Consider the following 21,928-nt stretch of genomic DNA (forward strand, 5'->3'; position numbering starts at 1 on the left):
GCTTGAGGATGAATGCCGCCAAAGCCAAAGCCTCGCGTTTCCTGAGCTTAGGACACGGCAGCCGTCCCTGAGAAGCGGGGCAGGCCCAGGACAACGATTGGCAACTACTGGAGGCGGTCAGGGGTTGGAAGATAGCCACCGCTTTGTAGATGCATGAACTCACGCAGGCTATGCCGCCCGACTTCCCGCCTGAACGTGGCAATGACGTACTTCGAATTGACGGTGGTGATCACCCAAAACCTACCTTCCTTCGTAACAGACTGAATATCCGATGTCCGAATCAGCCGGCCATCCGCAAGCCGCTGATCTGTCAATGCGAGGAGGTGGCCAAATACAACGCCAACGGCGCTGCACGCATGGATATGCACACTCACTAGGTAAGCAGTGATCAACCCTTCGTAATCCTGATTGACAGCCTTGGCGATACGAAGGAGGTCAAAGTCCGAATAGCGCTTCACGTGCAAGTCGACTGCAACAGTGTTGATCTCGGCCATGGCTACATAGCCTCCGCTGTTGAAGCCAAATCAGTGGTCGCAGCACTGCGCCGGTAGAACTCCTTCACCTCGGTCAGGGAGTTAACATCGAGGTCACGCTGATGCGTGTTGAAGTACACCTCACCGCTTTCAACTTCCAAGACGCAGATCGGCACGTCTACTCGGTTGAAGCCCATGGATAGGGTGCTCAACTTCTCCATCCTCCAGCTCGAGCTTTTGTTCATCCACCCAGGAGTTACGACCTGGACTTCCTGAACAACCAAGTTCTCATCCTGAGCAATGAGCAGCTCTACAAGACGAGGCTCATCGCTGATCATCTCCTCAAAGGCCACAAATCGCTCTTCATGCCGGCGCTTGAGACTGACGTGATACCAGTGCGTTGCGAGAGATCGTGACACAGCGTGAAAGTGAGCCAGGCCGTCGCCAAACATTCCGGCTGGCCCGGCCTGGTCTTGCATGCAAATCCTGAACATCTTGTTTCTCGTATGAAGCAGGCCCACCAGGCGCACCTGCGATTAACATAAGCCGAATATTGTCTTCAGCGAGGCGTTCATCTCGCGTCCCTGGCCCACCAGTACGTAAACGGTGTTCCGCGTCTCGAATAGGCAAACTCCATCAAAGGACTTGCACAGAGTCGACCGTACCCACCCACCAGGAGGAAACCGCCCTTGGCTGTCGTAGGTGACGCAATGGGAATAAAGGAACATTGTCTGCAGGCCCATGGCTCGCACCCTGGCAAGCGACTCAGGAGGCTCGTCCACGTGAAAAATGAGCCAATCCTCGACCAAGCAATAAGGCTTGCGACCGAAGCGCTCAGCCACCAATGCCTCTACCTCAGATTTAGACAGCGTCGTGCCTGCGGACGAAATCTGACCTTCCTGCAGCAGCTCGGGCTCAGGAGAATTAGTCATAAATTGATGATCCTCATGGCGATAGGAGGAATTCACTGCGAGTCACCGGGGCTTGAACACCCCAAGGCAAACCCATAATTCCCACGGGCATGACTATATACATTTGAGTGGGAACGATCAAACCCGGCATACCGTCTCCTTTTTGGAGAGGATCGCCTGGATGTCTTTGCGCAAGGCATACGCAGCAACGTTGCAGTGGCTGAGAGTTAGACGCGGCTTATCACAAGCGGAGCTACAGACCCAGACAGATCAAGCCCACATCAGCCGCTTAGAGGCGTCGACGACGTCAGCAAGCGTTGACCTCAGCGCCGACTTAGCTCAGGCATTGGGCTTAACACCCCTGTCGTTTCTCACGCTGGTGGCTGCCGCCCATGATGGCAAGACAGCACGTACAGCTTTGAATGAGTCGCTTACAGAATTGGAACAGCTCGGTGTTTTAGACGATGTGCTACCTGAGGAACCTCAAAAGCTCACCCCACCCAGGAAGCTTGCGGCGGAAGAAAAACTCAAGGCGATTCGCGAGCTAAGAGCAGCGGGACTGACCCAAATGGAGGTTTCCCGGAAGCTGGGACTGCCAACAAGCACGGTTGGGCGACTATGGCGTGCAGATGATTAACCACATGTTTACCGCCTGCGACACGGCTCCGGTTGAGGATATGTGCGCTCGGCTTGGTCACATTGGGAAAAGGTCAATAGCTGAGATGCTGGTCGAAGCTCGGTGTGGATGGTACTGATCTCTCCGGGCCAGCTTCTTTGGGGTATGAGCCTGAAGATGGGATTCAACGACACCGTAGACTGAAAGGAAAAACAACTCTAAGGCGCTGATCGCACTTCCTTGCTGATCCGAATAGAAATACGACAAGTACCCCATACCGTCACTGTCGCTGATGACAGAGCTCTTCCTCAACTGATACGAGGAGTCAAGACCAATGATTTCATCCGGCAATACTTGGTAAGTGTCATGGTCGAATTCTTTGTAAAGCCCAGGATGCGGATAGGAGTGGAACCACGCGTTGATCCTGCCCAATGTAGGCGCGTTGAACATGAAAAGGTAGGTGCGAATTTTCCAGCTGACAGCCTCGAATGATTGGAAATATCTGATCACATCGTTGAACCCTTTCTTGTTGATTGAGGTTTTCACCTCGATCACTGCAAGCACGGCCTCATTGGGGACGACGACCAACTGGCCCGCTCGGTAAAAAGGCGCGAATCGGTGCGAATCGTAAATGATGATGTCGCACTGCTTTGACAGCCAACCATCGGGGCTGATGATGAAGCCCTCCTCAACGCTTACGCCGCTAGGTAGGTGCTCCTGGAGGAACTCCCGCAGCACCGCTTCAGCCAAGGCGCCGGTCGTGGGGTTGTGTTTGGTGATGTAGACCTTTGCTTGCTGAATCTTGCTGTGAAGCTGCTGGGTTACATGATCAAAGTATGTGCTCATGCCGGAAAACATCCTGTGGTCGCGCTAAGGGCGTTTAAAGTTTCAATCATGAGCCCAACGACCAGCGCCGCCCATCGGTATACATTCAACGAGGCGGCCTCATATGAACGTAAGACTGTAAACGGAAAAGCCAGTGGATGCTGTCACGACGTACTCAGCTCCCAAATTCAAGAATGTCGGCAGCCTGCCTTGAGACCAGCACCACGTTTCGATCAATGAGATCTGATCCCTGGTCGGGGCGCTCCAAATAAGGCGACTCAGGAATTTCCTGTCGATAGTGCTTGAGGACATACATCGCCCGCTTTCGCTTGCCACGAAGGGAAATGAAACCTTGATCCTTGGAGACCGTCTCCGCGACCTTTTTCATCTCACTATTCAGGCTTGCCTGGTTTAGAGACGACGCCATTTCCTCAGCCTCATCCGCAACCTGCTCGAACCTGTCGAGTGCCTCTGTGAAGTCTTGGTAGGCACCTACCTCACAGGCCGTAGCGACTAACAACGCCCCACTGGTAAAGAAACACTGAAGGTGAGAGTAATCAGGACAGGATTTTCGAGCCCTAGCCATGACCTCCGCTTCCCTGAACAAGAACTCCTGTCGGAGCTTATCCGCTTCAGCCTGGACTTCGGTGATTTCGGAAACCAGATCGGCGAGTTGTTCCTCCAAAAGGCTATGCTCGCGATGAATGAACACCACAGCAGGTTTGAGGCTTTCACAGGCTTTGACGAAGGCTTCGCGATCCAGCATGGCGACGGCTGAAGCTCCTGTAGAAATGGACGCACACTCAATAATCTGCGCTGGTATAGCGGCCAGTGCAGTCGTAAGTACCTCAAGGCAAATGCCTACTGACTCTTCGATTCGCAAGTAACCCGTCACGTCCATTTGAGCGCCCATCTACAGCCCTGCCACCGGCACAGACTTACCCAAAGTTTTGATTTCCCTAAGATCGGAGTCGTCGAGCTCGAACCACTCACCCTCAAGACGCTTCGCTTGATAAGTGATGTGGAAGCTTCGCTCTGCATGACTGTAATCATCAAACCAGGCGTAATGTTCAAGGCTTATTGGAAAGGGGAGCTTGACCTCGAATAGCCGGGTACGAGCTTTCAGGTGAATTGTTTTGCCGATCTTGAAACCCAGCTTAGATCGAATGACATAGACGTACCCACCTGTCGGCGAATTGGAGGGGCGACTCACGCCTCTCACGGGCGGTGGTGGCGCTGGGATGTCGAATCCAGCGATGTCTGGAAAATATTCGGCGTGTAGATCAGGAAGACCGTATCGCTTAACCACGTCAGGAGCAAAAGCAAACCAGTGTTTGGCTTGCACCCAATAACGTCTTCCATTCGAGCTGGGCCGAAGCGTGACATCAGCCTCGCGCCACAGGATTTTTGCACGACCTGACTCTTGATCAACCGTCATGACGATTCCAAATGCGCTCACATTACCAACCTGGGCTCTCGCGTCCCAACCGGCCAGCACGATGCAGTCCTTGGGACGCACCTGGAGAATTAGGCCGGCCAAATCGGAATCGACTTGCACGTCGTGCTTCACGGGCATAACAAGCTTCTGGGGATCAAATCGATAAAATTTCATACAAGCTTCCTTGCAATGACGACTGGGCTACCGCGATGACGTACCCTCTGAGGCTCAATTTGACACCGAACCGTGCCCAGCATAGATCAGAGCCATTTTTCGATGTCAGTATCCCGCAAAAAGGGCACCGTGACCTCAACTTGGGATCACGCTTTCTCGCACCTTAGCCCAAAGCCAGAAACCCCCTTACTGGTTGCCGGTAGTCCACCCAGACTCGTAAAGTTCTACACCATGGACTGGCCAACGTGAGGAGACGATATGGATGAGGAATCGCTACCGATGCTCGACCCGGAGCTTGAGGCCATCCAGTGGCCGGCAGACTTCTCCGGCCAGCAGCTGTTTATCCAGGGTGAGGATTGGCAGTACAACGCGATGCTGAACCGGTCTCACTTTCGTGCCGACCTCTATGCTTTTGCATACAAAGATGCCGCCGACGGTCTTGTGGAGGCGATGGCGAATCGTCAGGTGCCATTGGACAGCGGCATTTATCCTTTGCTTTTTCTGTACCGCCATTCCTTGGAGCTGCAGTTCAAGCTGATGCTAAAGAGTGCTCGCGCTCTGACAGGCAAAGAGCCCAAGAACTACGATAAGCATCCGTTGATGCCTCTGTGGTCGGAGTTGCGGCATCTGCTCAAGGACTTGGGGCTAGAGCGCTCTGACGTCAACGCTACTGCTGTTCACGAATTCATTCGCCAGTTGGACAACGTCGACCCAGACTCGATGGCGTTTCGGTATGCGACGACCAACAATGGTAAAGACCATCTCCCAGACGTTACGCATATCAACATCCGCCACTTGCGCGAGGTGCTCAACAGCGTCTTCGTTTGGCTAAACGGCACATACAGCTGGATTGGGGAGATGGAGCAGGGCCAGTCTTTCGACTGATCACGCTAGGTGTCATGCCCAGCGGCTCCCCTTCATACTGAGAATACTTTCTGGACAAGGTCTTACGCCAGACATCACCACCCATGGCTACGACCTAGTCCGTTTTAAAGGGTTTGAAAAGTTTTTCGGGCGCTAGGTACAGCCTTCCGCGAGTCCGTGAGAACGCAACATAAAGCTTGTTTTTTGTCTGTGGGGGGAGCGCGGCGAGCGAGGACGTCTGATAGATCTTCCAGTGAGTAGTACCCAGCACAACGCACACATCGTTGTAGTGATCCAAACCCTTACTGGCGCCCCAGTTGTTAGACAGGCACCCGTACTTGTAATGCTCCTGATAGAACAGCTTCACCACGTTGCCATCGGCGTGTACGGCGTTAGCATCCACTTGATTGGCCAGAGGAATGATTTCGGTTTCGTAGGTATGCTGTGACTGCATATCAATCTGCAGATGTGTTCGAATAAAATCACATACCGTGACACCACACCTCCAGCTTCGGCTCAGTGTTTCCTTGTCGACAGTCACACCCGCCTTTTGAAAAATCTTTTCGTATTTCCCAATGTCGGCGTGTAGCGAGCTGTTCACGTTTCCATCACGACTGGTGTCGAACGTATGCTGGTAGAAGTCACCTACAAATAGCATTTCAACCTTGGCTTTCGCTAATGCCATTAGCAGGTTGAAATCATGACCTGCTAGGTCTTGAACTTCGTCGACATAAAACTCATCGTAAAAGCGCTCCATTCGCGCCATCACGTCAGGAATTGCATCAACGGTCTCTAGGAGCTTTGCGAGGCGGTTGTGGTAAACGCTGCCGTTTGTCGTGGCGTAATACGCCATATTGTCCCGCTTGAGCTTTAGCGTACGGGCGTGCGGGGCTCGAAAGCTGATTCCCCGCGTCTGCATATGCACCTGCAGCAGAGGGCGATAGCAGAAGCTATAAAGGAACGTGAAATAACTCAGCAGGTTGATGTTTTTTGGGACATGCCCAAACCGTTTGATGATGCTATCGCGCAAATGGCGATAGTTGTTTTCCGTGTAGGTGATTATCAGTGCGCGCTTTTCTAGGCTCAGACGCTTCACGAGTAAGGTGGTCTTCCCTGACCCTGCCACAGCGAACATCACTCGTTTATCCATTGGATTGCCTCCGCGATGTAGGCCGGAACGGTCAGCTCACCGGGCTTTCCCTTCAGCAGCTCAAACGCGGCTTCTGCCTTGTTTGCCAGCATGTATTCCAAGGGGGAGAGGGTTTTTCGTCCTGGGCCGAAGACAGTCTTGCAGGTTTCCTCGTTGTCGTTGTGCAACCCTATTTCGAAGGTTGAACGGGCATTGTCTTTGTCGGCAAAAACTTTGGCGTTATCCGAAGCGAAGTCGACGTAGTTTTCTACGCAGTTTTTCTGATAATCCTTGTCATTGTCTCGTATGGCTGCGACTCGAATTCCGAGCAGGTTGGCGAGCTCCATGTACCTTTTGAAGCTGGTGCCGCCAATAGAGATTATGTGAACGTCATCGACATGCGGTAGATGTCCATTTGTACATTGCTTATAGAACTCTTCCACCAGGATGAATTCAGCATCACCTTCAACCAATATCACCTTTTTCGAAAGCGCGAACTCCAGGACATTGTTGTCCGGGGCTTTCATGAAGAATTCTGCGGTGTCGGGTGATAGGGCTTTAAGTGAGCCAGCAGCTGCATTCGGGCCGATCAAAAGGGCATGCCGGAGATCAAGCCTTGAGCAGATATGGCTGCTGTGAGTTGCGATGAAAAGCTGTGTGCTCTTGTTCTCCGCTAGCTTGGCGACGAGTGCTTTCATGGAGGAATGGCTGAGGTGGTTTTCAGGCTCCTCCAAAAGCATTACATCCAAGCCGCCTTGCTTGTGCTTGCTCAGCGCAAATTCAGTCTTGATGAAGCACTGCCTTCCTTTGCCGTGGTTCTCAAGCGGAATATTGTCTTCCGTGATTATTAGGTCAGTTTCTAGGTTCGACCGGACGCTACTCCGCACGTCAAACTGATAAGCGGGTAGGTCAGCGTTGAGCGCGGCGAGATGTTTTCCTGTAAACGCCTGCTTGCCTTGGCGATACAGGTTTTCAAGCTTGTACCGGTCTTCTACGGGTGCGTTGAAAGCGTACACGGCTCGGGTGTATTCACGAGATGCGTGGTCGCCATCAATGCGTGAACCGTCTAGCATCATGTGCTTAATGGGGCGGTTGAATGCTGCGTACGGCCTGCCGGCGAACGTCTCAAACCGCACTGCGTAATATTCGAATGGGAAGTTCGGTTGATCATCAGCCAAGATGGCTTGCACCGCTTCGCCATACTCGGTCATCACCGCAAGGATCATGCGCACACCGTCAGTCTGGCGCTGGTGGGCGTTGTTGGTTCCATAGAGGCTTTCATCGTCACCTTCCTCTAGGAAAACGTCGACGATCAGCTCAGGTAGTTTCTCCAGGCTCTTCTCCCCCGCAAGGAAGGCGTTCACCGAATCCTTGTTAAGCAGTGCTTCCGCACCCAGAGCTTCGATACGATTGCGACTCCCGCCGAGCGCGAGGTCGAGAGCGAGCAAAATACTGCTTTTCCCTGCCTCATTGTTGCCAATCAACACATTCTTCCCAGCTTCGAAATCGAGCGTGAGAGATTTGAATTTTTTAAAATTCTGAATTACCACTTTCCTTATGGTGTGCATGTCTATCCCTAAGCTGAAAACGTCAAAAATGAGGGTGAACAACCTGAGTTATGGTGTCAGGGTGGTTACGGATTCATAGCCAACACTTGGCTATCTGCAGCCAAACCTAACGTCACGAGATGGACTCGTCTACCGGTTTTCACGTCTTCAAAGCGCCCGCGAAATTGCAATCCTCCGCAAGATGTCATCAGCTACTCGCTCAAACACCGTAGCGCTTGTTACCTCCTGATGTGATGCAGTACCGACCACCGCGAGGCCCGATGCACACGTTGCCCGATGAGCAAGGACAGGAAGAGCCGTACGCAGGAATCTGTTGACGAACAGGCTGTGCTGGCTGAGTGACTGGTTTGGGCTTCGAAACAACGTAGCAGCCAGACCCACTGCATAGACTTTTGGACGAAAGCCATTTCGAAGATTGACCATCAATGCTGATGCGCGCCCATTCATTCCGGGTCTCGAAGATCTGAACCTTTTCACCTCGCTTTAGCTTTGAGATGACCTTACCGCCTGGTTGATCCCGAACATTCAGATTATCAGCGCTCACGAACTGGTCAGTTGCGGAGGCAGGGGCCGGTGCTGACGATGAGGCCGGAGAAATCGAGGCTAACGTACTCGGCGTGATCAGAGCGGCCGGCTGTGCCGGGGCTGGAGACATGTCTTTCTTCCCCACTGCCCATAGGACGGCAAAAAGAATGAGGAGTGGGACAAGCCATGACTGGGATTTTTTGCGCATATCCATTGCTCTTATCAAGCCCGTATTGCAACGGCTGTCTTCCTGACCAACCGGACGTCACAACCTGTTTTGGGAGCTTAGCCAAGCTTTTACTTTTTGTAGCCCATGCAGCTCCGAAAGCTTCGGCTTGCCAAGACCCAGTACCCAAAAATGCCGCTGCTTGCCTCAGAGCAGCGAAACCATTCGGCGGCTTCTGTGTTGCAGTGTTTTGAATGGCTTACTCGCTGAACGTGGCAATGGATCATGCCGGGATTTCTCTGACAATGTCGCCCTTGATCACGTATTGGTTTTTCACGTACTCACCTTCATCACCAGGTGCTTTATCGACAACGATCATGCCGTGCGTAGCGAGGATCGATAAGCCGTCTCTTAGGGAAGTCCACTGCACAGCAGCCCTGTTTCTCAAGTTCTCGACATTGATGCTCGAGATCCTTGCTTGATTCGGTCGGACGATCAGTAGGACGGCGTAGATCTTAAGCGCCGCAAGCGCCTTTTCCCCTCGGCGAGAGATTTTCGGAAGGTTCTTAACAACCTCGTTGTTTGGGATTTTGTAGTAGTAGCCGTCCTTTTCTGCCTCGAAATGTGGGCATACCAGCGTGTACTCGGACTTGAGCTTGCCTCCGCCAGGCTTATGTCGAATCCATCCCCTCGCTTCAACGTCAACCAAGGCCTGGCGAACCATTGGGCGACTTAATCCTGTGCGCTCCATCAGCTCGCTGACAGAGGAGACGACCGTGTATGTCTTTGCCGTGGGGGTCATCGTCGCCAGCGCGAAGACGACACGAAGCATCGCCTGAGACCGACCTGCATGAGCCCCTCCTCGAAGGAGCGCAATCTCATCAGACCACCATGCCGGCACCTTCGACCAGGGTCTCATTCCTCGTCCTTCTTTTTCACTGATTCCAGCACTGATAAAGCTTTCCAAGCTACGCCGAATGCTGCAAATGCCAGCAACGCGATAACTCCCGAAGGCCCGCTACTCACAATCTCTTTAGCTAATTCCAACATGGTTGCTAACCCTGCTTCTCTACGTTGGCTCCTTTGTACTTTAAGGCGCAGGGTCGCTTCTAGAGAGGCCTATAGTTGAGATGAAAGAAAAACCCTTTTAATATCAATATGTAGACAGATTATTTGGAGGTTTTCAGGGGGCAATGAGAGGTATACGAATTCCCCCTAATTTACTCCTCATTACCCCCTCGAGCGACCCGTGAATGGCAAAACTGGTCTCACAGTGTCACTTCAAATCACCCTCGATCATCGCGCCGGCCTTGCTCAAAACTTTTAGCAACGGCGTTGAGTCCCTCCTGCAGCGTGACTGGAGTGGCTGTCTCGTACAGAGCCAAAAACGCTTCTTGGGCATCCAAGACTCGTTCGATTTTGCGCTGCTGTTCGGCCTCGCGTCTTTTTTTCAGAAAATCAAACATCCTCAGTACCTCGTCATGTGGGAGGTAAGCATATGCCCTAGAAAAATGGTCGTTTTGGGCGGGTTTCCCAAAAAAGCAGATCTTGGGTATCAAGGCATCAATGCGATAATTCGAGCCTCAAGCAGGCTTTGGGTCTGTGGGATCGCTTTCGCTGGCATCGAATTGATCGCGAATCCATGCGATCAATGCCTCTCGTCCGCTAGGGTAAGCGGAGCGCGCAGCGTGCGGGAGGGAAGCCCGGAGGGTCGAGACGCAGTCTCGGTGCACGACAGCCCATCCCCGAAGGGGCACGCCCCAACGTCCAGGCGGCGTAAGCCAGAAGCAGAGAGCACGCTACGAGGATCTTTCGATGGGAATGACGGACGACGACACTGTCTACTGTGACATTCAGATGCCACTGGCCCAAGGCCGAGAGCTGCTGCAGCTGCTGACCACACTGAGAGATTCCAAAGCACATCCAACGCTCGACAGGGTTTTCGAACGCATGCAGCGCGAGCTCAGCATCTCAATCGACATCGTTGAAAACCCACCGACTTGGGGCCCGTGGTGCCAGTAACACCGTTACTACCATCAGAGCTCTGCATCCCAGGCATCCATGGCCTCACTCACAGTCGCGAACCAATGAAGCTCACCACCCTGGAGGGCATACGCGACTCGCCTGGGTGTATCGCTTTCGATCAAGCGCGGAAGACTCTCCGCATCCTTGGAGAACAGGCTGACTGCCGCTACCGCGAATCGACCTGTACTCAAGCGCTGGAGGCACGTGTAGCGGACTGCAGCGCCGCTGGTAAGCCCGCGCCAAGCCACGACCTCGATACAGTCCAGGGATCTTTCTAAAGTCTCTACGATATGACTCGCTCCCTGATCTGCCACGGAAGTGAATTCCAGGCCAGGCGCTCTTGACTTGTGGACAAGATGCTTCAACTGCTCACGTGCGGTGATTATCTGGTCGCGGAGCTCTTCGGGTTCGATAGACACGCCACCCCGGTCAGTCACTGAGAGGGTCTTCAAGGAGTTCGCCGCCAGGATGAACTCGCGCTCACGCGCCTTTTCACGCTCGGAGCGGCGGTCGGGGAACAGCCAAGCTATGAGGCGCTGGATGGTGATCATGTTGTTCTCTGGTGGTGCTGGTTGAAGCCGAGGCGCTCCAACAGGCTATCACTGGCAACGCTCTCTAGCACGGACAGTAGGGGGGATTCCGACGCCTATGACCCAGACGCTAAGGAGTCGAGCCTTCATCACACACCTCTATCAGGCTCCCAACAATGAGCCTCATCGGCTAAAATCCTGCGTTTGCATCCGTTTGGAGCTCTGAGTGCTCAGAGATAAAGAAATTCGAAACGCTTTGGTTGACCACTTGATGAGGCGGACGCCTAAGCCTGCTCGGGTGCTTGAAGAACTTACCATCGACAATGGGAATGCCATTGCTGATGTGGTTGCGTGCTATCGAGAAATGCATTGCTACGAGATTAAAGGGCAGACTGACAACGTCAGGCGATTACTAGCCCAATCTGAATTCTATTCTCAGTCGTTTCCTAAACTTACTTTGGTTACAACTGAGAACCATTTGAAATGGGCTGCTGCACATGCTCCCGAGCACTGGGGCCTAGTGCTAGCTAAAGTGCAAAGGGATCGTGTCGTGCTCAGCTATATCCGGAAGGCAGGCACAAACCCTAGCTTTTGCAAGGAAAAGGCTTTGTTGATGCTTTGGAAGGCAGAGCTGACTGCGATTGCTAACGCACACCCTCAAGTCTTATTAAAAAAATCCTTCACACGGGCAGACATTGCCACGGCAATTAGTGCGCGGATTACTAAAGAGGACGCCCTAAGTGGGATTCAGAGCGCTGTTGTTAGCCGGCCATTAAATGGTATTAACAATGAACGTAATGTGAGCGGCAGTAAGTGATTTTATCCATGTGCTTGGGCTCCCACCCTTAGGCGGCCTACGTGCAGAAAGATAGCTTCGTTCATGAATATAGCTATCGCCGTATGAATATGCAGCTCCCCGATAAAAAGCCTGCCCAACAATGTCATCGGAAATGGCGAAATACTGCTGATAACCATGGGTTTTGAATCGTCTGCCACGCGATATATAGAACTGGTCGCTATGTGTGTAAAAGACTTTTGGCGTTGATATACCACTCATAAGTTCCGGGTTTAGATCAAGATCCGAATACTCAGGGCTTACCACGCCGTAATCTCCATATAGGACATGCTGGTAATCAGGCGAGTTCGTTAACGTACGCCACAGCCGGTATTCCTCTCGCACCACATGTTTTTGGACGTCCGTGCCTATCAAGGTTGCGATATTTCCTGGGATTACAGACCCCGATACCGATGTTGCATCAACGTGAAAATCCTGCTTGAACCTGGACAGAAAGCGTTCAACTTTTTTCTTAGATTCAGCATGATCATTCACGATTCGGAGATCTATAAGAAGAACAACACCTGCAGGCTGAGCAGCCCGAATCTCATTCCATAGCAGGTCAAGTCTTGGCTTGGTAATACCGTAGCTCTCGATATCCGTTTCTTGTAAGCGCACTCCAAGCGACCCCGGCTTCATTCTAATGAAATCCAAGGCTGCTGCGTTGTGATCAGCACTTCTATCTAGTGCAACTACCGGCATCAGCCTGTAGTCTCTAAGGGCATTAATAATGTACCGATACTGGAAAGTGCCTGAAAGATTGATGCTTTCGTCAATGTCAAGATTGTCTACGAAAAACCAATACTCAGAGTTAGCATCTTTGGATTTTTTTAGCTCGGTGGCAGCTAGTCTAATTCGCTTTAGTATCTCGATCTCGGTCATTACGTTTTGAGAGCGAGGCACATCATACAGAGGCGTTATCTGATTTCTAATGCCTGAATCGAGTTGAGCAACACCCTGAATTTCATTTTGCTTGAATTTTAAAAACGGAATGTACTTAATCATCTGCAAATCCGAAAGCCTCACGCAAATTTATGACTTGGACAAGTTCAGGATAGAGCTTGTAGTTTTTGGCTTGATGGCGAAGCATTCCGGCGGCAATAGCAGGGTGCACACTTGCTCGCTCACAGTACATAAGAAGCTGACGCTTGTCGGTTCGGGCATTCCAAATCAATCGCCAATTCTCTCGCGAGACCAGACTATCTTTAGCGATTATATTAGCTTCGATCTCTATTTCAGATTCATTATTTTCTTCAAAGTCATCTAAGATAGGCTGGTCAAGATGTTGGTAGTGCAAGGAAATATGTGCTAGTTCATGCATTAGCGTGAACCAAAAGCTATCGTACCGTTTGTACCGAAGTGCTATGCCTACGACGGGAGTGCCCTGTGAGAGTTTGAAGGTGCATCCGTCCATCTTCATGGACTTGAACCCTGGCTCCACCACCAAGAGCACACCATAGGTTCTAGCGAGAAACTCAATGAGTGACGTCGTGCGGCTTGGCTCTAAGCTTAGGAGTGCAATCTCCCTCAACTGCTCACGGCTCAACCCCTGGAATTTAGGAAACTCTTGGCTCAAGACAGCATATTTGGATTTCTCACTGACCAACGATAACCATGCTTGAATCTTGGTCTCTTCAGCCGAGTGATTCTTCCGATAGAGCACTGCGCTGTTGTTTGTTGCATTGAGCGCAAGCCTGATGAGGAAGTCGTTATAGGCTTCTCCTGGTCGGGCGTGCGTTTTTGCATCCGCTGGCTTCAACGCTTTTCTCAAGCTTACGAGAGCGGCTGTGAAGTCGACTGCGGCACCCCGCGAGGAAGGGAAGACCTCAAAATCCTCTGGGAAACTCTCTGGAGTGTCAGACATGATGAGCCTCCCCTGCAAGCTTCCCAGCTATGTCAGGAGGGGCTTCGAAATACCGAAGATTTTCTTTTTCAGCATCAGCCCCATACTCAATCATGCCAAGGTAACGATAATACCCCTCCGCAGTCGGCAGCGAATGCAGGCAGAAGCCTGGGCGGTAGCCCAAGGTGTTGATAGCGTAATGTGAGGCATGAGCAATCAGAATACGACTGACGCTTCCAAACTGTTTTTCATAGTTCGGTCGATCTCTATTCCAATACGCCGAGGCAACGTAATCAATGTAGAAAATGCGTTCGCCATCCAGACGGCTTTTCTTGGGGTGATAGATCACGCATGTCGCTTGAATCCGTCCCAGAGCACTCAGGAAAAACCAGTGGTAATCATCGCTCCGGAACGCGAAAGCCTTGTCCAGCCAACTCCAATGGAAATCAGAAAGTCCATAAGTGGGCAATTGATCGAAGAGTACGTTGGCGTCGGCGGCGGCATCAGGAAAGTCGGCCATAAGCTGGCCCATAATCCGATGCTTTTCGGTGTCCCATTGCTCACTCAGTTGAAACACGTACCGGGGCGCTAGGCCCTGGTGGATTTGGTAGGGGACTTGCTGCCCTGTATGACGGCACTCAAGTGTAGGCTCACTCATGAAGGCGCCCACCTTCCTTGGCTAGGTAGACGGCTAATCCGAACGGCGTCATGTGGAAATCCCTATCCCTATTGATGGCCAGATGATGACACCGTTTGGATTTGCCCTCAATGCCCGTTATTCGGCGCCAACCGGTTGCGATGCTAGCTTTACGAAAAGCTTTACAGATAAATTTGTCCGTCACTTTTTTGGTCGTTTTTTTGGCTTGGCGCCTCAAATTTCTATCTTTACGGAACCTGAGACCGCTAGCTTTACGCGGGCTTCAGCTTGCCTACAGCGCTGAATTTCAAGCGATTTGCTTTACAAAATTCAGTCTAAAACCCAGCTAATCCTAATAAAATTCATATTTTTCAATAAATTACAGTCTTTTATCAGCACCCCCTTTCTAGGATGTAGCCGGAACCTGCTGTTCAGGTCCAGAACCGGAGCCCCCTTTTATCGGGGGCTTCGTCGTTTTCAGGCGTCAGAAAGCGCTGAACCGCTCTGGCGATACTGCTGCCATGAAGGCTGCTATGCGCCTAAAACCGCGCATCCTTCTGTGTTTGCGCGTTTTCGAAACAATGCGCGATCACCCAGCTCGCCGGCTTCACCTCACCTCGTGGGCCAAACGCCAATGCCCGCTGTGCCACCGGCCCGTTGCTGGCCGTGGCACCGGCAATATGCGGGCTGTCCCAAACACCCCACGTAACAACGGTAGATACCGAGCGCGTGGCAAGCACCACGTCGAGATAACGCTTATAAGTCGCTGCAACTGATCCATCACGATCTGCGATGGACCCCGTCAAGTGGCTGTCGTCGACGTCGAGTTCCGTGATGTGGATCGACAACCCCATATCACGCACTGCCAGAATAAAGCGAGACAGGCCCGGACCAAATGTGTCGCCTGTACGCAGGTGGGACTGAATGCCAAGGCCGTGTATGGGAATGCCCCGCTGCTTGAGCTCGCGCAGCAGGGCGAGCACGGCAGTGCGTTTGCTTTCGCCGTAATGGGTATCCTTTTCCAGGCCGTAATCGTTGTAGCAGAGCAGGGCGTCCGGGTCAGCCTTGTGCGCAGCCTTGAAGGCTATGTCCAGATAGCGAGGCCCGAGCATCTGATACCAGAATGAATTGCGCAGCCCGTCAGGCTGGCCGTCCTCCAGCTGGATGGCTTCGTTGACGACGTCCCATGCGCTGATAAGGCCACGATAATGGCTGGCGACGGTACTGATGTGCGCCGTCAGCACTGCTTCGGCGTTCATCGGGGTGACGGTGTGGTGAACCCAGTCGGGTAAAGAGCGATGCCAGCAGAAAGTGTGGCCGCGCATACGCTGGTCATGCGCTTTCGCAAACGCCGCGATTGCGTCGGCGGGCGAGAAGTTGTAACGCTCTGGTTCGGGGTGGACGGTCTGCCACTTCAAAGCATTTTCTGGCACAACGATGCTGGCCTGACGGGCGACCAGCTGCCGATAGGCCGCATCGTCATTCAGCTTTGCCGGATCAACCGCAAAGCCGAACCGGATACCTTTCTCGGCTGCAGGCTGGCGCAATGCGGGAAAGGGTTCTGCCGCCAGCAGCCTGCTGTTGACGAAGGGCAGGCATGCCAGCAGGCGGACAAACGCAGTCAGAAAACTGCGTCGACTAGCCCGGCGCATTACGCACCAAAAATCTCCATCAACTCCTCACGGCCTACCATTACCGTCATCGAGCCTTGTTTCTGCTCGCCCTCAATCGTGCACAACAACCCGGCTTCCCGGCAGATCACTGCGCCTGCTGCGATGTCCCACAGGCTGGTGAATTTCTCCATGTAGCCGTCTGTCTGCCCCAAAGCGGCGAACGCCAGGCCGATGGTGGCGCAGCGATAACCGGCGAGGCCCCAGCCCTGTCGGCGCAGGCTCAGGTGCAGTTTGCCCATCTCTTCGGCGTCCCAGCGGGTGTTTTCACCGACGCCGGCGATGCGCAGGTGCTCGGGTGGTTGAGGGCGGACAAAAGGGACGCCGTTGCGCAGCAAGCCATCACCCGTGCGGGCTGCCAGGGTGTAGCCCAGTGCCGGGTAGGCGACGACGCCGATTTCGGGCTCGCCTGCCGACATGTACGCCACCGCGATTCCCCACAATGGGGTGCCGCGCAGGTAATTGCCGGTGCCGTCAATGGGGTCGATGACCCAGCCGTCGGTGATGAATTCGCCGCCCATTTCTTCGCCCAGGATTGTATCGTCGGGGAAGTGTTTGCTCAGTTCTGCACGCAGCAGTTGTTCCACTTCAAAGTCGGCGCGGGAGACGAGGTCTTGCGCACTTTTGGTGGTGATGTCGAGGGTGTGGCGGTCGTTAAAATACGCCATGGCCAGGCCAGTGGCCTTTTCTACAGCTTGCATGGCGACGCTGAGTCGGTTGTTCATTGCAGACAGCCTCCGTTCGGCAGGTTCAACAGGTCCGGGTAATCACTGAGAATCGACTGTGCGCCATGTTCCAGCAGGTAGTGCGCACGTTTCGGGCTGTTGATGGTAGCCACGGCGAATTCGACGCCGCTGCTTTTCAGGCGAACAAGGTGATGGTCATCGAGCATATCGTCAAGTACGTGAAGTATTCGGCAGTCATATTCGGCCAACAGCGCGACCGGGTCGGCAGGCGCCACCACGGAGGCGATAGCCAGCGGTACATCGTTCCACAAGCGTCGCGCGGCCGTTAGTGAGCGCACCGAAAAGCTGGAGACGAACAACCGATCGTTGTCGGCGGGCCACAGATTTTTGAGGATCGGCATCACCACTTCCGCCGTCTCGACATCGTCGCCAATGGTCGGCTTGAGTTCGACCTGCAAGCCCAGGTTGAGGCGCAGCGCACAGGCCACGATCTCTTCGAAGGTCGGCACCTGCAGGCCGGCGAATTCAGGCGCGAACCAACTGCCCGCGTCCAGCATGCGGATAGCTTGCAGCTCATGCAGCACGACGGCGCCACGGCCGTTGGTGGTGCGGTCCAGCAAGTCGTCATGAATCACGACCGGCTGGCCATCACGGGTCAGCTTCACGTCGATCTCGACCCACTCGGCGCCGCATTCGGCAGCTTTTTCCAGGGCCAGCAGAGTGTTTTCCGGCACGTAAGCCTTGGCACCGCGATGGGCAATCAGGGACGAGCGGACGAGGGGAGCAGGTTTGAGCATGGCGGGTCACTTGGTGGTGTGGGAGAAGGTCACGAGCTGGCGCTGGCCGGTCTCGATATCGAACAGCAAGGGCGTGGAATTGATCGCGAGTCGAACCTGGGTGCCGGGTATCTGATGTTGCCGTCCGGCGAGGCTGACAACGCAGCGCGTTCCAGCCAGTTGGCAATACAGCAGCGTGTGGCTACCCAGATTCTCCGATGACTCGACTGTGGCAGTGACGCCTTCCTGGTCGAGCATGAAGGTCTCGGGGCGCAGGCCCATCAGCCATTTGCCGGTCCGGTTGCTGGCAATACCGAGCCTGATGGGCAAACGCTGCCCATCGGCGAGGAGCAAAATCCTGTCGTCGAGGCAATGCACCGGCAGCAGGTTCATGGGCGGCGTGCCGATGAAGCTGGCAACGAATGTGCTGGCGGGTTGATCGTAGATCTCGGCGGGCGTGCCGATCTGCTCGACACGGCCCTTGTCGAGAATCACCACGCGCTCGGCGAGGGTCATGGCTTCGGTCTGATCGTGGGTGACATACAGGATCGTCGCGCCGGTCTGCCGGTGCAGGCTGCGAATCAACAGACGCATTTCATGACGCAGCGCGCTGTCCAGATTGCACAGCGGCTCATCGAACAGCAGCACCGGCGGTTTGCGGATCAACGCCCGACCGATGGCGACGCGCTGGCGCTGGCCGCCGGAAAGTTCTCCAGGCTTGCGTTGCAGCAGTTCCTCCAGGCCCAGTGAGGCGGCGCACTCGCGGATGCGCTGCTCGCGTTCCTTGCGTGTAACCCGCGCCAGCTTGAGCGCGTAGCCGATGTTGTCGGCCACGCTCATGTGCGGGTAGAGCGCGTAGTTCTGAAACACCATGGCGCAGCCGCGTTCCTTGGGCGGCAGGCGCGTAACATCGCGGCCGCCCATGAGAATCTGCCCTTGGCTGACCTCTTCCAGCCCTGCCACCATGCGCAGCAGCGTGGACTTGCCACACCCGGACGGGCCAAGGATCACGTTGAGCTCGCCCGCCTTGAAAACCAGGTCGAGCCCGTGAAGGATGTGGTCTGTGCCATAGGTTTTGTGCAGGCCTTTGAGGACAATATCCGGCGCGCAGGTAATAGGGGTGAGCGCGTTCATTTACCGACTCCAATCAGGCCTTTGACAAACCATCGCTGCATGAGCGCAATGACGAGGATGGGCGGCAGCATGCTGACCACAGCAGCGGCCATCAGCAGGTTCCACTCGGGGACCTGAGTTGCATCGGTCGGCAGGAAACTGGCGACGCCCAGCACCAGCGTGCGCATGTCCTCGCGATTGGTTGCGACCAGCGGCCACAGGTAATCCTTCCAGGCGCCGATGAACACCAGCGTGCCGAGCGCTGCAAAGTTGGTCTTCGACAATGGCAGCAGGATGTCGATGAAGAAGCGCCAGGGCCCGGCACCGTCCATCCGTGCGGCTTCGACCAGCTCAGCAGGCAGCGCCTGGTAGAACTGTCGGAACAGGAAGGTGCCGGTCGCCGAGGCAATCAGCGGCAGGGCGAGGCCGGGGTAGCTGTCGAGCAAATTGATGGTCGGCAGCGGCAGCCACTGAATGCCCAGCCAGTGCAACAGGCTGCGCACGGGGCCGAACAGATCGCTGGCCACTGCATACGTGGGGATGATCCGTACTTCCAGCGGCAGCAATAGCGCCCCCAGCACGGCGAAGAAAATCACCGAACTGTAGCGGCTGCGGAAGTACACCACGGCAAAGGCTGTCAGCGCCGAGAGCGTCAGCTTGCCGATCACCACCAGTGTGGCGACCAGCAGGCTGTTGCCCAGCAGGCGCAGCAGATTGAGACGCCGGGTGACCTGCTGGAGATTCTCCAGCAGTTGGTCGCCGGGAATCACCGCCAGACCGTGGGCGAACAGTTGTGGATTGCTGACGGTCGCCGAGCAGACCGCCATGTACAGCGGGCCCAGCGCGAACACCAGCCCCAGGGTCAGCAGCAGGTAAGCACCTGCGTTGAACAGCCGGTTATGCTCGATCATGCTTTCACCCCGCGACGCTGGAAGCGCGACAGGAGTTTGAATTGAGCGATGCTCAGCGCCACCACCGCGAGCAGCATGAGCACTGACAGGGTCGATGAGCCTGCCAGGTCCAACCCCATGAACCCGTCGGTGTAAATCTTGTAGGCCAGCACATTGGTGGTGTCGCCAGGTCCGCCTTGGGTGAGGGTGTCGACCAGGCCGAAACTGTTCGACAGGCTTTCCAGCAGGTCGATGACAAACACGAACAACAGATAGGGCGCGATCAGGGGCAGTTGTATGTCGAGCATGCGCCGCAATGGACCTGCGCCATCCAGTGCTGCAGCGGCGAGGTAGTCGTCGGGCACCGATTTCAGGCTGGCGACCAGCATCACGAAGTTGAACGGCACCAGGCACCAGGCATACGCCACGATCAGCAACAGCATGCTCTGTATCGGGCTGGAGTAGGGCGCCCAGGTGCCGGGTGCAATCGCGTTGAGCCAGGCGAAAATACCCATCACCGGATTGGCCAGCACATGAAAGACGATACCGATGGTTGCGCCCGATACCGCGTAGGGCCAGATCAGCAGGTTGCGAAACACGGCGTTGCCGCGCAGTTTCAGTTCCAGGCACAGGGCAAGCACCAGCGCGATGAGGATCGAAAGCACGACGCTCGATAAGCTGAACACCAGCGTCGAGCCCAGCGACGTCAGCACGCCGGGGTCTTTCAGCACACGCCAGTAGTTGCTCAGGCCAACGAAGATTTCATTACCGCCGAAAGGTGGCACCAGATGAAACGACCACCAGATGGCCTGGATCGCAGGCCAATAGAAGAACAGGCCGAGCGCCAGCAGTTGCGGCAGGGCGAACAGTAACGCCAGACGTGGCTGTGGGAAATGCGCACGCGGTTTCATGGCGTTGCCTCGTTTGAGTCGTTGCTGGCCTGGGCCTGATGCATCTGTTGAAACAGCCCCAGCAGCTGGTTGGCCCGCAGCGTCGTCTGGCGCAGGGCCAGATCGATGCTCTGGCGACCCGCGAGCGCGTTCTCCATTTCCTGCGACCAGATCAGGCGCATCAGCGTGATAAAACCGCAGCGCAAAGGCGCGGAGGGCTGACCGTCGATATCGGTCAGCGCTGCCAGTCCGACCGTCATTGCCGATGGCTCGCTGGCTGCGGATTGCAAGCGTGCGGCGGCAGCCTGAGTAACAGGCAGGTAGCCCGTCCGTGCGCTGAACATCAACTGATTGTCCGGTTGCAGCACGAATGCCAGAAATTCCGACACCAGTCGGTAATCCCTCACGGAATGCCTGCGCATCACCCACAGCGAGGAGCCTCCGGGGACATTGGCGCGTCGCTGGGTACCCGCGTAAATCGGCAGTGCCGTGACCTGAATATCGGATTCGGGCGTGCTGTGCACAACATTCCACGCCCCGGTGGAGTCGATCAGCATGGCGCAGTCGTCGGTGGCAAACGCCAGTGCCTGCTGTCCGCTGCGGGTTGCATCCTCATGGACCACCAGACCTTCACGGGCCCATTGCGCGAGGTCTTTCATGAGACGCAGATGGGAGCCTTCGTCGAATTGATAACGGTCACTGCCTGCGGAGCGAACGGCAACGGCGGTGCCTTGCGCTGCGCTGGTCTGCTCCAGCCAGATCCAGGGCGCAAACGCGCTGACGACCGGGCATTTCTGGCCGCTTTTCTTAAGGGCTCGCAAGGCATCCGCAAAAGCTTCCCATGTGGCGGGTGGCGCACTGATCCCGGCAGCGGCCAGCGCATTTCTATGCGTGTAGAGCACGGCTGTGGACGCCGCAAAAGGCTGCGCCGCGAGCGTGCCGTGATCGTCGGCGTAATAGCGCCGCAACGCTGGCAGAAAGGTGTCGTCGGGATAGGCCCTGTGATGATCGGCCATGATCGCCTCGACAGGTCGGGTGGCACCGCCCAAGAGCATGTCAGGCGTGGCGACGTCGTAAATCTCCACCAGTGCCGGGCCTATGCCCGCCCGGTAAGCGGCGACGGTTTTCTGCAGCGTCTGCTCATAGCTGCCCTGGCGAATGCAGTGCAGACGATCTTCTTCCTCGCGTTGCGCATTGAAGCTTCTGCACAAGTCCGCGATGGCACTCCCGGCCGCGCCACTGTGGCTGTACCAGAACTCGGCCGGTGCGGCGAAAGTGTGTGCAGCGAGCGACAGCAGGGCCAGCGTGGAAAATAGCTTACGGATGGAAGGCATGAGAACACTC

General features: G+C 54.9%; 27 protein-coding genes. 4 read left to right on the forward strand and 23 right to left on the reverse strand.

Annotated elements, in window-relative coordinates; all coding sequences use genetic code 11:
• Positions 1–104: 104 nt before the first annotated feature.
• The 3 genes from LCH65_RS00355 to LCH65_RS00365 are packed head-to-tail and all read right to left on the reverse strand — an operon-like array spanning position 105 to position 1,405.
• Complete coding sequence (locus LCH65_RS00355; RefSeq protein ID WP_226439036.1) at positions 105–494, reverse strand: hypothetical protein; 390 nt, start codon at positions 492–494, stop codon at positions 105–107.
• A gap of 2 nt (positions 495–496) precedes the next feature.
• Complete coding sequence (locus LCH65_RS00360; protein WP_226439244.1) at positions 497–967, reverse strand: hypothetical protein; 471 nt, start codon at positions 965–967, stop codon at positions 497–499.
• A 42-nt stretch (positions 968–1,009) separates the two neighbouring features.
• Positions 1,010–1,405, reverse strand: coding sequence for a hypothetical protein (locus LCH65_RS00365; protein ID WP_226439037.1), 396 nt, complete (start codon positions 1,403–1,405; stop codon positions 1,010–1,012).
• A gap of 160 nt (positions 1,406–1,565) precedes the next feature.
• Between LCH65_RS00365 and LCH65_RS00370 the strand changes: the two genes are divergently transcribed.
• Positions 1,566–2,021 carry a helix-turn-helix transcriptional regulator gene (locus LCH65_RS00370; protein ID WP_226439038.1) on the forward strand — a complete coding sequence of 152 codons (456 nt, stop codon included), beginning with the start codon at positions 1,566–1,568 and terminating at the stop codon, positions 2,019–2,021.
• A 57-nt stretch (positions 2,022–2,078) separates the two neighbouring features.
• Here the strand turns inward: LCH65_RS00370 and LCH65_RS00375 are convergent, their stop codons facing one another.
• The 3 genes from LCH65_RS00375 to LCH65_RS00385 form a co-directional block, all read right to left on the reverse strand.
• Complete coding sequence (locus LCH65_RS00375; RefSeq protein ID WP_226439039.1) at positions 2,079–2,846, reverse strand: DUF6602 domain-containing protein; 768 nt, start codon at positions 2,844–2,846, stop codon at positions 2,079–2,081.
• Positions 2,847–3,000: 154 nt separating this feature from the next.
• The gene (locus LCH65_RS00380; protein ID WP_226439040.1) at positions 3,001–3,591 is read right to left on the reverse strand and encodes a hypothetical protein; all 591 of its coding nucleotides are present in this window, start codon (positions 3,589–3,591) and stop codon (positions 3,001–3,003) included.
• Between the two features lie 147 nt (positions 3,592–3,738).
• Positions 3,739–4,437 carry a GIY-YIG nuclease family protein gene (locus LCH65_RS00385; RefSeq protein WP_226439041.1) on the reverse strand — a complete coding sequence of 233 codons (699 nt, stop codon included), beginning with the start codon at positions 4,435–4,437 and terminating at the stop codon, positions 3,739–3,741.
• A 258-nt stretch (positions 4,438–4,695) separates the two neighbouring features.
• On the opposite strand from LCH65_RS00385, the gene LCH65_RS00390 reads away from it, so the two are divergent.
• Positions 4,696–5,322, forward strand: coding sequence for a hypothetical protein (locus LCH65_RS00390; protein WP_226439042.1), 627 nt, complete (start codon positions 4,696–4,698; stop codon positions 5,320–5,322).
• 94 nt (positions 5,323–5,416) lie between these two features.
• Here LCH65_RS00390 and LCH65_RS00395 read toward each other — a convergent pair whose 3' ends face one another.
• The 6 genes from LCH65_RS00395 to LCH65_RS00415 form a co-directional block, all read right to left on the reverse strand.
• A complete protein-coding gene (locus LCH65_RS00395) occupies positions 5,417–6,451 on the reverse strand; it encodes an AAA family ATPase (protein WP_226439043.1) in 1,035 nt (344 codons plus the stop codon).
• A complete protein-coding gene (locus LCH65_RS00400) occupies positions 6,436–7,998 on the reverse strand; it encodes an AAA family ATPase (protein ID WP_226439044.1) in 1,563 nt (520 codons plus the stop codon). Before LCH65_RS00400 ends, LCH65_RS00395 begins: the two co-directional genes overlap by 16 nt.
• A 199-nt stretch (positions 7,999–8,197) precedes the next feature.
• On the reverse strand, positions 8,198–8,737 hold the full coding sequence (locus LCH65_RS00405) for an SH3 domain-containing protein (protein WP_345945901.1): 540 nt from the start codon (positions 8,735–8,737) through the stop codon (positions 8,198–8,200).
• Between the two features lie 235 nt (positions 8,738–8,972).
• Positions 8,973–9,608 carry a GntR family transcriptional regulator gene (locus LCH65_RS00410; protein ID WP_161461501.1) on the reverse strand — a complete coding sequence of 212 codons (636 nt, stop codon included), beginning with the start codon at positions 9,606–9,608 and terminating at the stop codon, positions 8,973–8,975.
• Positions 9,605–9,739 carry a hypothetical protein gene (locus LCH65_RS26165; RefSeq protein WP_259645136.1) on the reverse strand — a complete coding sequence of 45 codons (135 nt, stop codon included), beginning with the start codon at positions 9,737–9,739 and terminating at the stop codon, positions 9,605–9,607. The genes LCH65_RS00410 and LCH65_RS26165 overlap by 4 nt, the downstream gene beginning before the upstream one ends.
• A 236-nt stretch (positions 9,740–9,975) precedes the next feature.
• Positions 9,976–10,155, reverse strand: a complete 180-nt coding sequence (locus LCH65_RS00415) for a hypothetical protein (RefSeq protein WP_226439045.1) — start codon at positions 10,153–10,155, stop codon at positions 9,976–9,978.
• 349 nt (positions 10,156–10,504) lie between these two features.
• On the opposite strand from LCH65_RS00415, the gene LCH65_RS00420 reads away from it, so the two are divergent.
• The gene (locus LCH65_RS00420) at positions 10,505–10,711 is read left to right on the forward strand and encodes a hypothetical protein (RefSeq protein ID WP_226439046.1); all 207 of its coding nucleotides are present in this window, start codon (positions 10,505–10,507) and stop codon (positions 10,709–10,711) included.
• A 14-nt stretch (positions 10,712–10,725) separates the two neighbouring features.
• On the opposite strand, the gene LCH65_RS00425 is transcribed toward LCH65_RS00420, so the two are convergent.
• On the reverse strand, positions 10,726–11,265 hold the full coding sequence (locus LCH65_RS00425; protein WP_226439047.1) for a hypothetical protein: 540 nt from the start codon (positions 11,263–11,265) through the stop codon (positions 10,726–10,728).
• A gap of 205 nt (positions 11,266–11,470) precedes the next feature.
• On the opposite strand from LCH65_RS00425, the gene LCH65_RS00430 reads away from it, so the two are divergent.
• Entirely contained in the window at positions 11,471–12,061 is a 591-nt protein-coding gene (locus LCH65_RS00430; protein WP_226439048.1) for a sce7726 family protein, read from the forward strand.
• Here LCH65_RS00430 and LCH65_RS00435 read toward each other — a convergent pair.
• The 10 genes from LCH65_RS00435 to LCH65_RS00480 all read right to left on the reverse strand — a co-directional run bounded on the left by LCH65_RS00435 (position 12,017) and on the right by LCH65_RS00480 (position 21,918).
• Positions 12,017–13,084 carry a beta family protein gene (locus tag LCH65_RS00435; protein ID WP_226439049.1) on the reverse strand — a complete coding sequence of 356 codons (1,068 nt, stop codon included), beginning with the start codon at positions 13,082–13,084 and terminating at the stop codon, positions 12,017–12,019. The genes LCH65_RS00430 and LCH65_RS00435 overlap by 45 nt on opposite strands.
• Entirely contained in the window at positions 13,077–13,943 is an 867-nt protein-coding gene (locus LCH65_RS00440) for an ImmA/IrrE family metallo-endopeptidase (protein WP_226439050.1), read from the reverse strand. Before LCH65_RS00440 ends, LCH65_RS00435 begins: the two co-directional genes overlap by 8 nt.
• The gene (locus LCH65_RS00445; RefSeq protein ID WP_226439051.1) at positions 13,936–14,580 is read right to left on the reverse strand and encodes a hypothetical protein; all 645 of its coding nucleotides are present in this window, start codon (positions 14,578–14,580) and stop codon (positions 13,936–13,938) included. Before LCH65_RS00445 ends, LCH65_RS00440 begins: the two co-directional genes overlap by 8 nt.
• A gap of 518 nt (positions 14,581–15,098) precedes the next feature.
• Entirely contained in the window at positions 15,099–16,211 is a 1,113-nt protein-coding gene (locus LCH65_RS00450; protein ID WP_226439052.1) for an endo-1,4-beta-xylanase, read from the reverse strand.
• Positions 16,211–16,954: an inositol monophosphatase family protein gene (locus LCH65_RS00455; protein ID WP_003431801.1), complete on the reverse strand. Its 744-nt coding sequence runs from the start codon at positions 16,952–16,954 to the stop codon at positions 16,211–16,213. Before LCH65_RS00455 ends, LCH65_RS00450 begins: the two co-directional genes overlap by 1 nt.
• The gene (locus tag LCH65_RS00460) at positions 16,951–17,712 is read right to left on the reverse strand and encodes a glycerophosphoryl diester phosphodiesterase (RefSeq protein ID WP_003368990.1); all 762 of its coding nucleotides are present in this window, start codon (positions 17,710–17,712) and stop codon (positions 16,951–16,953) included. The genes LCH65_RS00455 and LCH65_RS00460 overlap by 4 nt, the downstream gene beginning before the upstream one ends.
• Positions 17,713–17,718: 6 nt before the next feature.
• On the reverse strand, positions 17,719–18,825 hold the full coding sequence (gene ugpC / locus LCH65_RS00465) for a sn-glycerol-3-phosphate ABC transporter ATP-binding protein UgpC (RefSeq protein ID WP_072366264.1): 1,107 nt from the start codon (positions 18,823–18,825) through the stop codon (positions 17,719–17,721).
• Entirely contained in the window at positions 18,822–19,715 is an 894-nt protein-coding gene (locus LCH65_RS00470) for an ABC transporter permease subunit (RefSeq protein ID WP_072366268.1), read from the reverse strand. The genes ugpC and LCH65_RS00470 overlap by 4 nt, the downstream gene beginning before the upstream one ends.
• Positions 19,712–20,605, reverse strand: coding sequence for a sugar ABC transporter permease (locus LCH65_RS00475; protein ID WP_065350681.1), 894 nt, complete (start codon positions 20,603–20,605; stop codon positions 19,712–19,714). The genes LCH65_RS00470 and LCH65_RS00475 overlap by 4 nt, the downstream gene beginning before the upstream one ends.
• Positions 20,602–21,918: an extracellular solute-binding protein gene (locus tag LCH65_RS00480; protein WP_054081923.1), complete on the reverse strand. Its 1,317-nt coding sequence runs from the start codon at positions 21,916–21,918 to the stop codon at positions 20,602–20,604. The genes LCH65_RS00475 and LCH65_RS00480 overlap by 4 nt, the downstream gene beginning before the upstream one ends.
• Positions 21,919–21,928: the final 10 nt, after the last annotated feature.

This window comes from Pseudomonas sp. MWU16-30316 (genome assembly GCF_020515645.1).
Lineage (GTDB): Bacteria > Pseudomonadota > Gammaproteobacteria > Pseudomonadales > Pseudomonadaceae > Aquipseudomonas > Aquipseudomonas cerasi.

Coding starts and splice junctions, on each gene's coding strand:
- LCH65_RS00355 (WP_226439036.1), bottom strand. CDS start 494: ATGGCCGAGATCAACACTGTTGCAGTCGACTTGCACGTGAAGCGCTAT.
- LCH65_RS00360 (WP_226439244.1), bottom strand. CDS start 967: ATGTTCAGGATTTGCATGCAAGACCAGGCCGGGCCAGCCGGAATGTTT.
- LCH65_RS00365 (WP_226439037.1), bottom strand. CDS start 1,405: ATGACTAATTCTCCTGAGCCCGAGCTGCTGCAGGAAGGTCAGATTTCG.
- LCH65_RS00370 (WP_226439038.1), top strand. CDS start 1,566: ATGTCTTTGCGCAAGGCATACGCAGCAACGTTGCAGTGGCTGAGAGTT.
- LCH65_RS00375 (WP_226439039.1), bottom strand. CDS start 2,846: ATGAGCACATACTTTGATCATGTAACCCAGCAGCTTCACAGCAAGATT.
- LCH65_RS00380 (WP_226439040.1), bottom strand. CDS start 3,591: ATGCTGGATCGCGAAGCCTTCGTCAAAGCCTGTGAAAGCCTCAAACCT.
- LCH65_RS00385 (WP_226439041.1), bottom strand. CDS start 4,437: ATGAAATTTTATCGATTTGATCCCCAGAAGCTTGTTATGCCCGTGAAG.
- LCH65_RS00390 (WP_226439042.1), top strand. CDS start 4,696: ATGGATGAGGAATCGCTACCGATGCTCGACCCGGAGCTTGAGGCCATC.
- LCH65_RS00395 (WP_226439043.1), bottom strand. CDS start 6,451: ATGGATAAACGAGTGATGTTCGCTGTGGCAGGGTCAGGGAAGACCACC.
- LCH65_RS00400 (WP_226439044.1), bottom strand. CDS start 7,998: ATGCACACCATAAGGAAAGTGGTAATTCAGAATTTTAAAAAATTCAAA.
- LCH65_RS00405 (WP_345945901.1), bottom strand. CDS start 8,737: ATGGATATGCGCAAAAAATCCCAGTCATGGCTTGTCCCACTCCTCATT.
- LCH65_RS00410 (WP_161461501.1), bottom strand. CDS start 9,608: ATGAGACCCTGGTCGAAGGTGCCGGCATGGTGGTCTGATGAGATTGCG.
- LCH65_RS26165 (WP_259645136.1), bottom strand. CDS start 9,739: ATGTTGGAATTAGCTAAAGAGATTGTGAGTAGCGGGCCTTCGGGAGTT.
- LCH65_RS00415 (WP_226439045.1), bottom strand. CDS start 10,155: ATGTTTGATTTTCTGAAAAAAAGACGCGAGGCCGAACAGCAGCGCAAA.
- LCH65_RS00420 (WP_226439046.1), top strand. CDS start 10,505: ATGGGAATGACGGACGACGACACTGTCTACTGTGACATTCAGATGCCA.
- LCH65_RS00425 (WP_226439047.1), bottom strand. CDS start 11,265: ATGATCACCATCCAGCGCCTCATAGCTTGGCTGTTCCCCGACCGCCGC.
- LCH65_RS00435 (WP_226439049.1), bottom strand. CDS start 13,084: ATGATTAAGTACATTCCGTTTTTAAAATTCAAGCAAAATGAAATTCAG.
- LCH65_RS00440 (WP_226439050.1), bottom strand. CDS start 13,943: ATGTCTGACACTCCAGAGAGTTTCCCAGAGGATTTTGAGGTCTTCCCT.
- LCH65_RS00445 (WP_226439051.1), bottom strand. CDS start 14,580: ATGAGTGAGCCTACACTTGAGTGCCGTCATACAGGGCAGCAAGTCCCC.
- LCH65_RS00450 (WP_226439052.1), bottom strand. CDS start 16,211: ATGCGCCGGGCTAGTCGACGCAGTTTTCTGACTGCGTTTGTCCGCCTG.
- LCH65_RS00455 (WP_003431801.1), bottom strand. CDS start 16,954: ATGAACAACCGACTCAGCGTCGCCATGCAAGCTGTAGAAAAGGCCACT.
- LCH65_RS00460 (WP_003368990.1), bottom strand. CDS start 17,712: ATGCTCAAACCTGCTCCCCTCGTCCGCTCGTCCCTGATTGCCCATCGC.
- ugpC (WP_072366264.1), bottom strand. CDS start 18,825: ATGAACGCGCTCACCCCTATTACCTGCGCGCCGGATATTGTCCTCAAA.
- LCH65_RS00470 (WP_072366268.1), bottom strand. CDS start 19,715: ATGATCGAGCATAACCGGCTGTTCAACGCAGGTGCTTACCTGCTGCTG.
- LCH65_RS00475 (WP_065350681.1), bottom strand. CDS start 20,605: ATGAAACCGCGTGCGCATTTCCCACAGCCACGTCTGGCGTTACTGTTC.
- LCH65_RS00480 (WP_054081923.1), bottom strand. CDS start 21,918: ATGCCTTCCATCCGTAAGCTATTTTCCACGCTGGCCCTGCTGTCGCTC.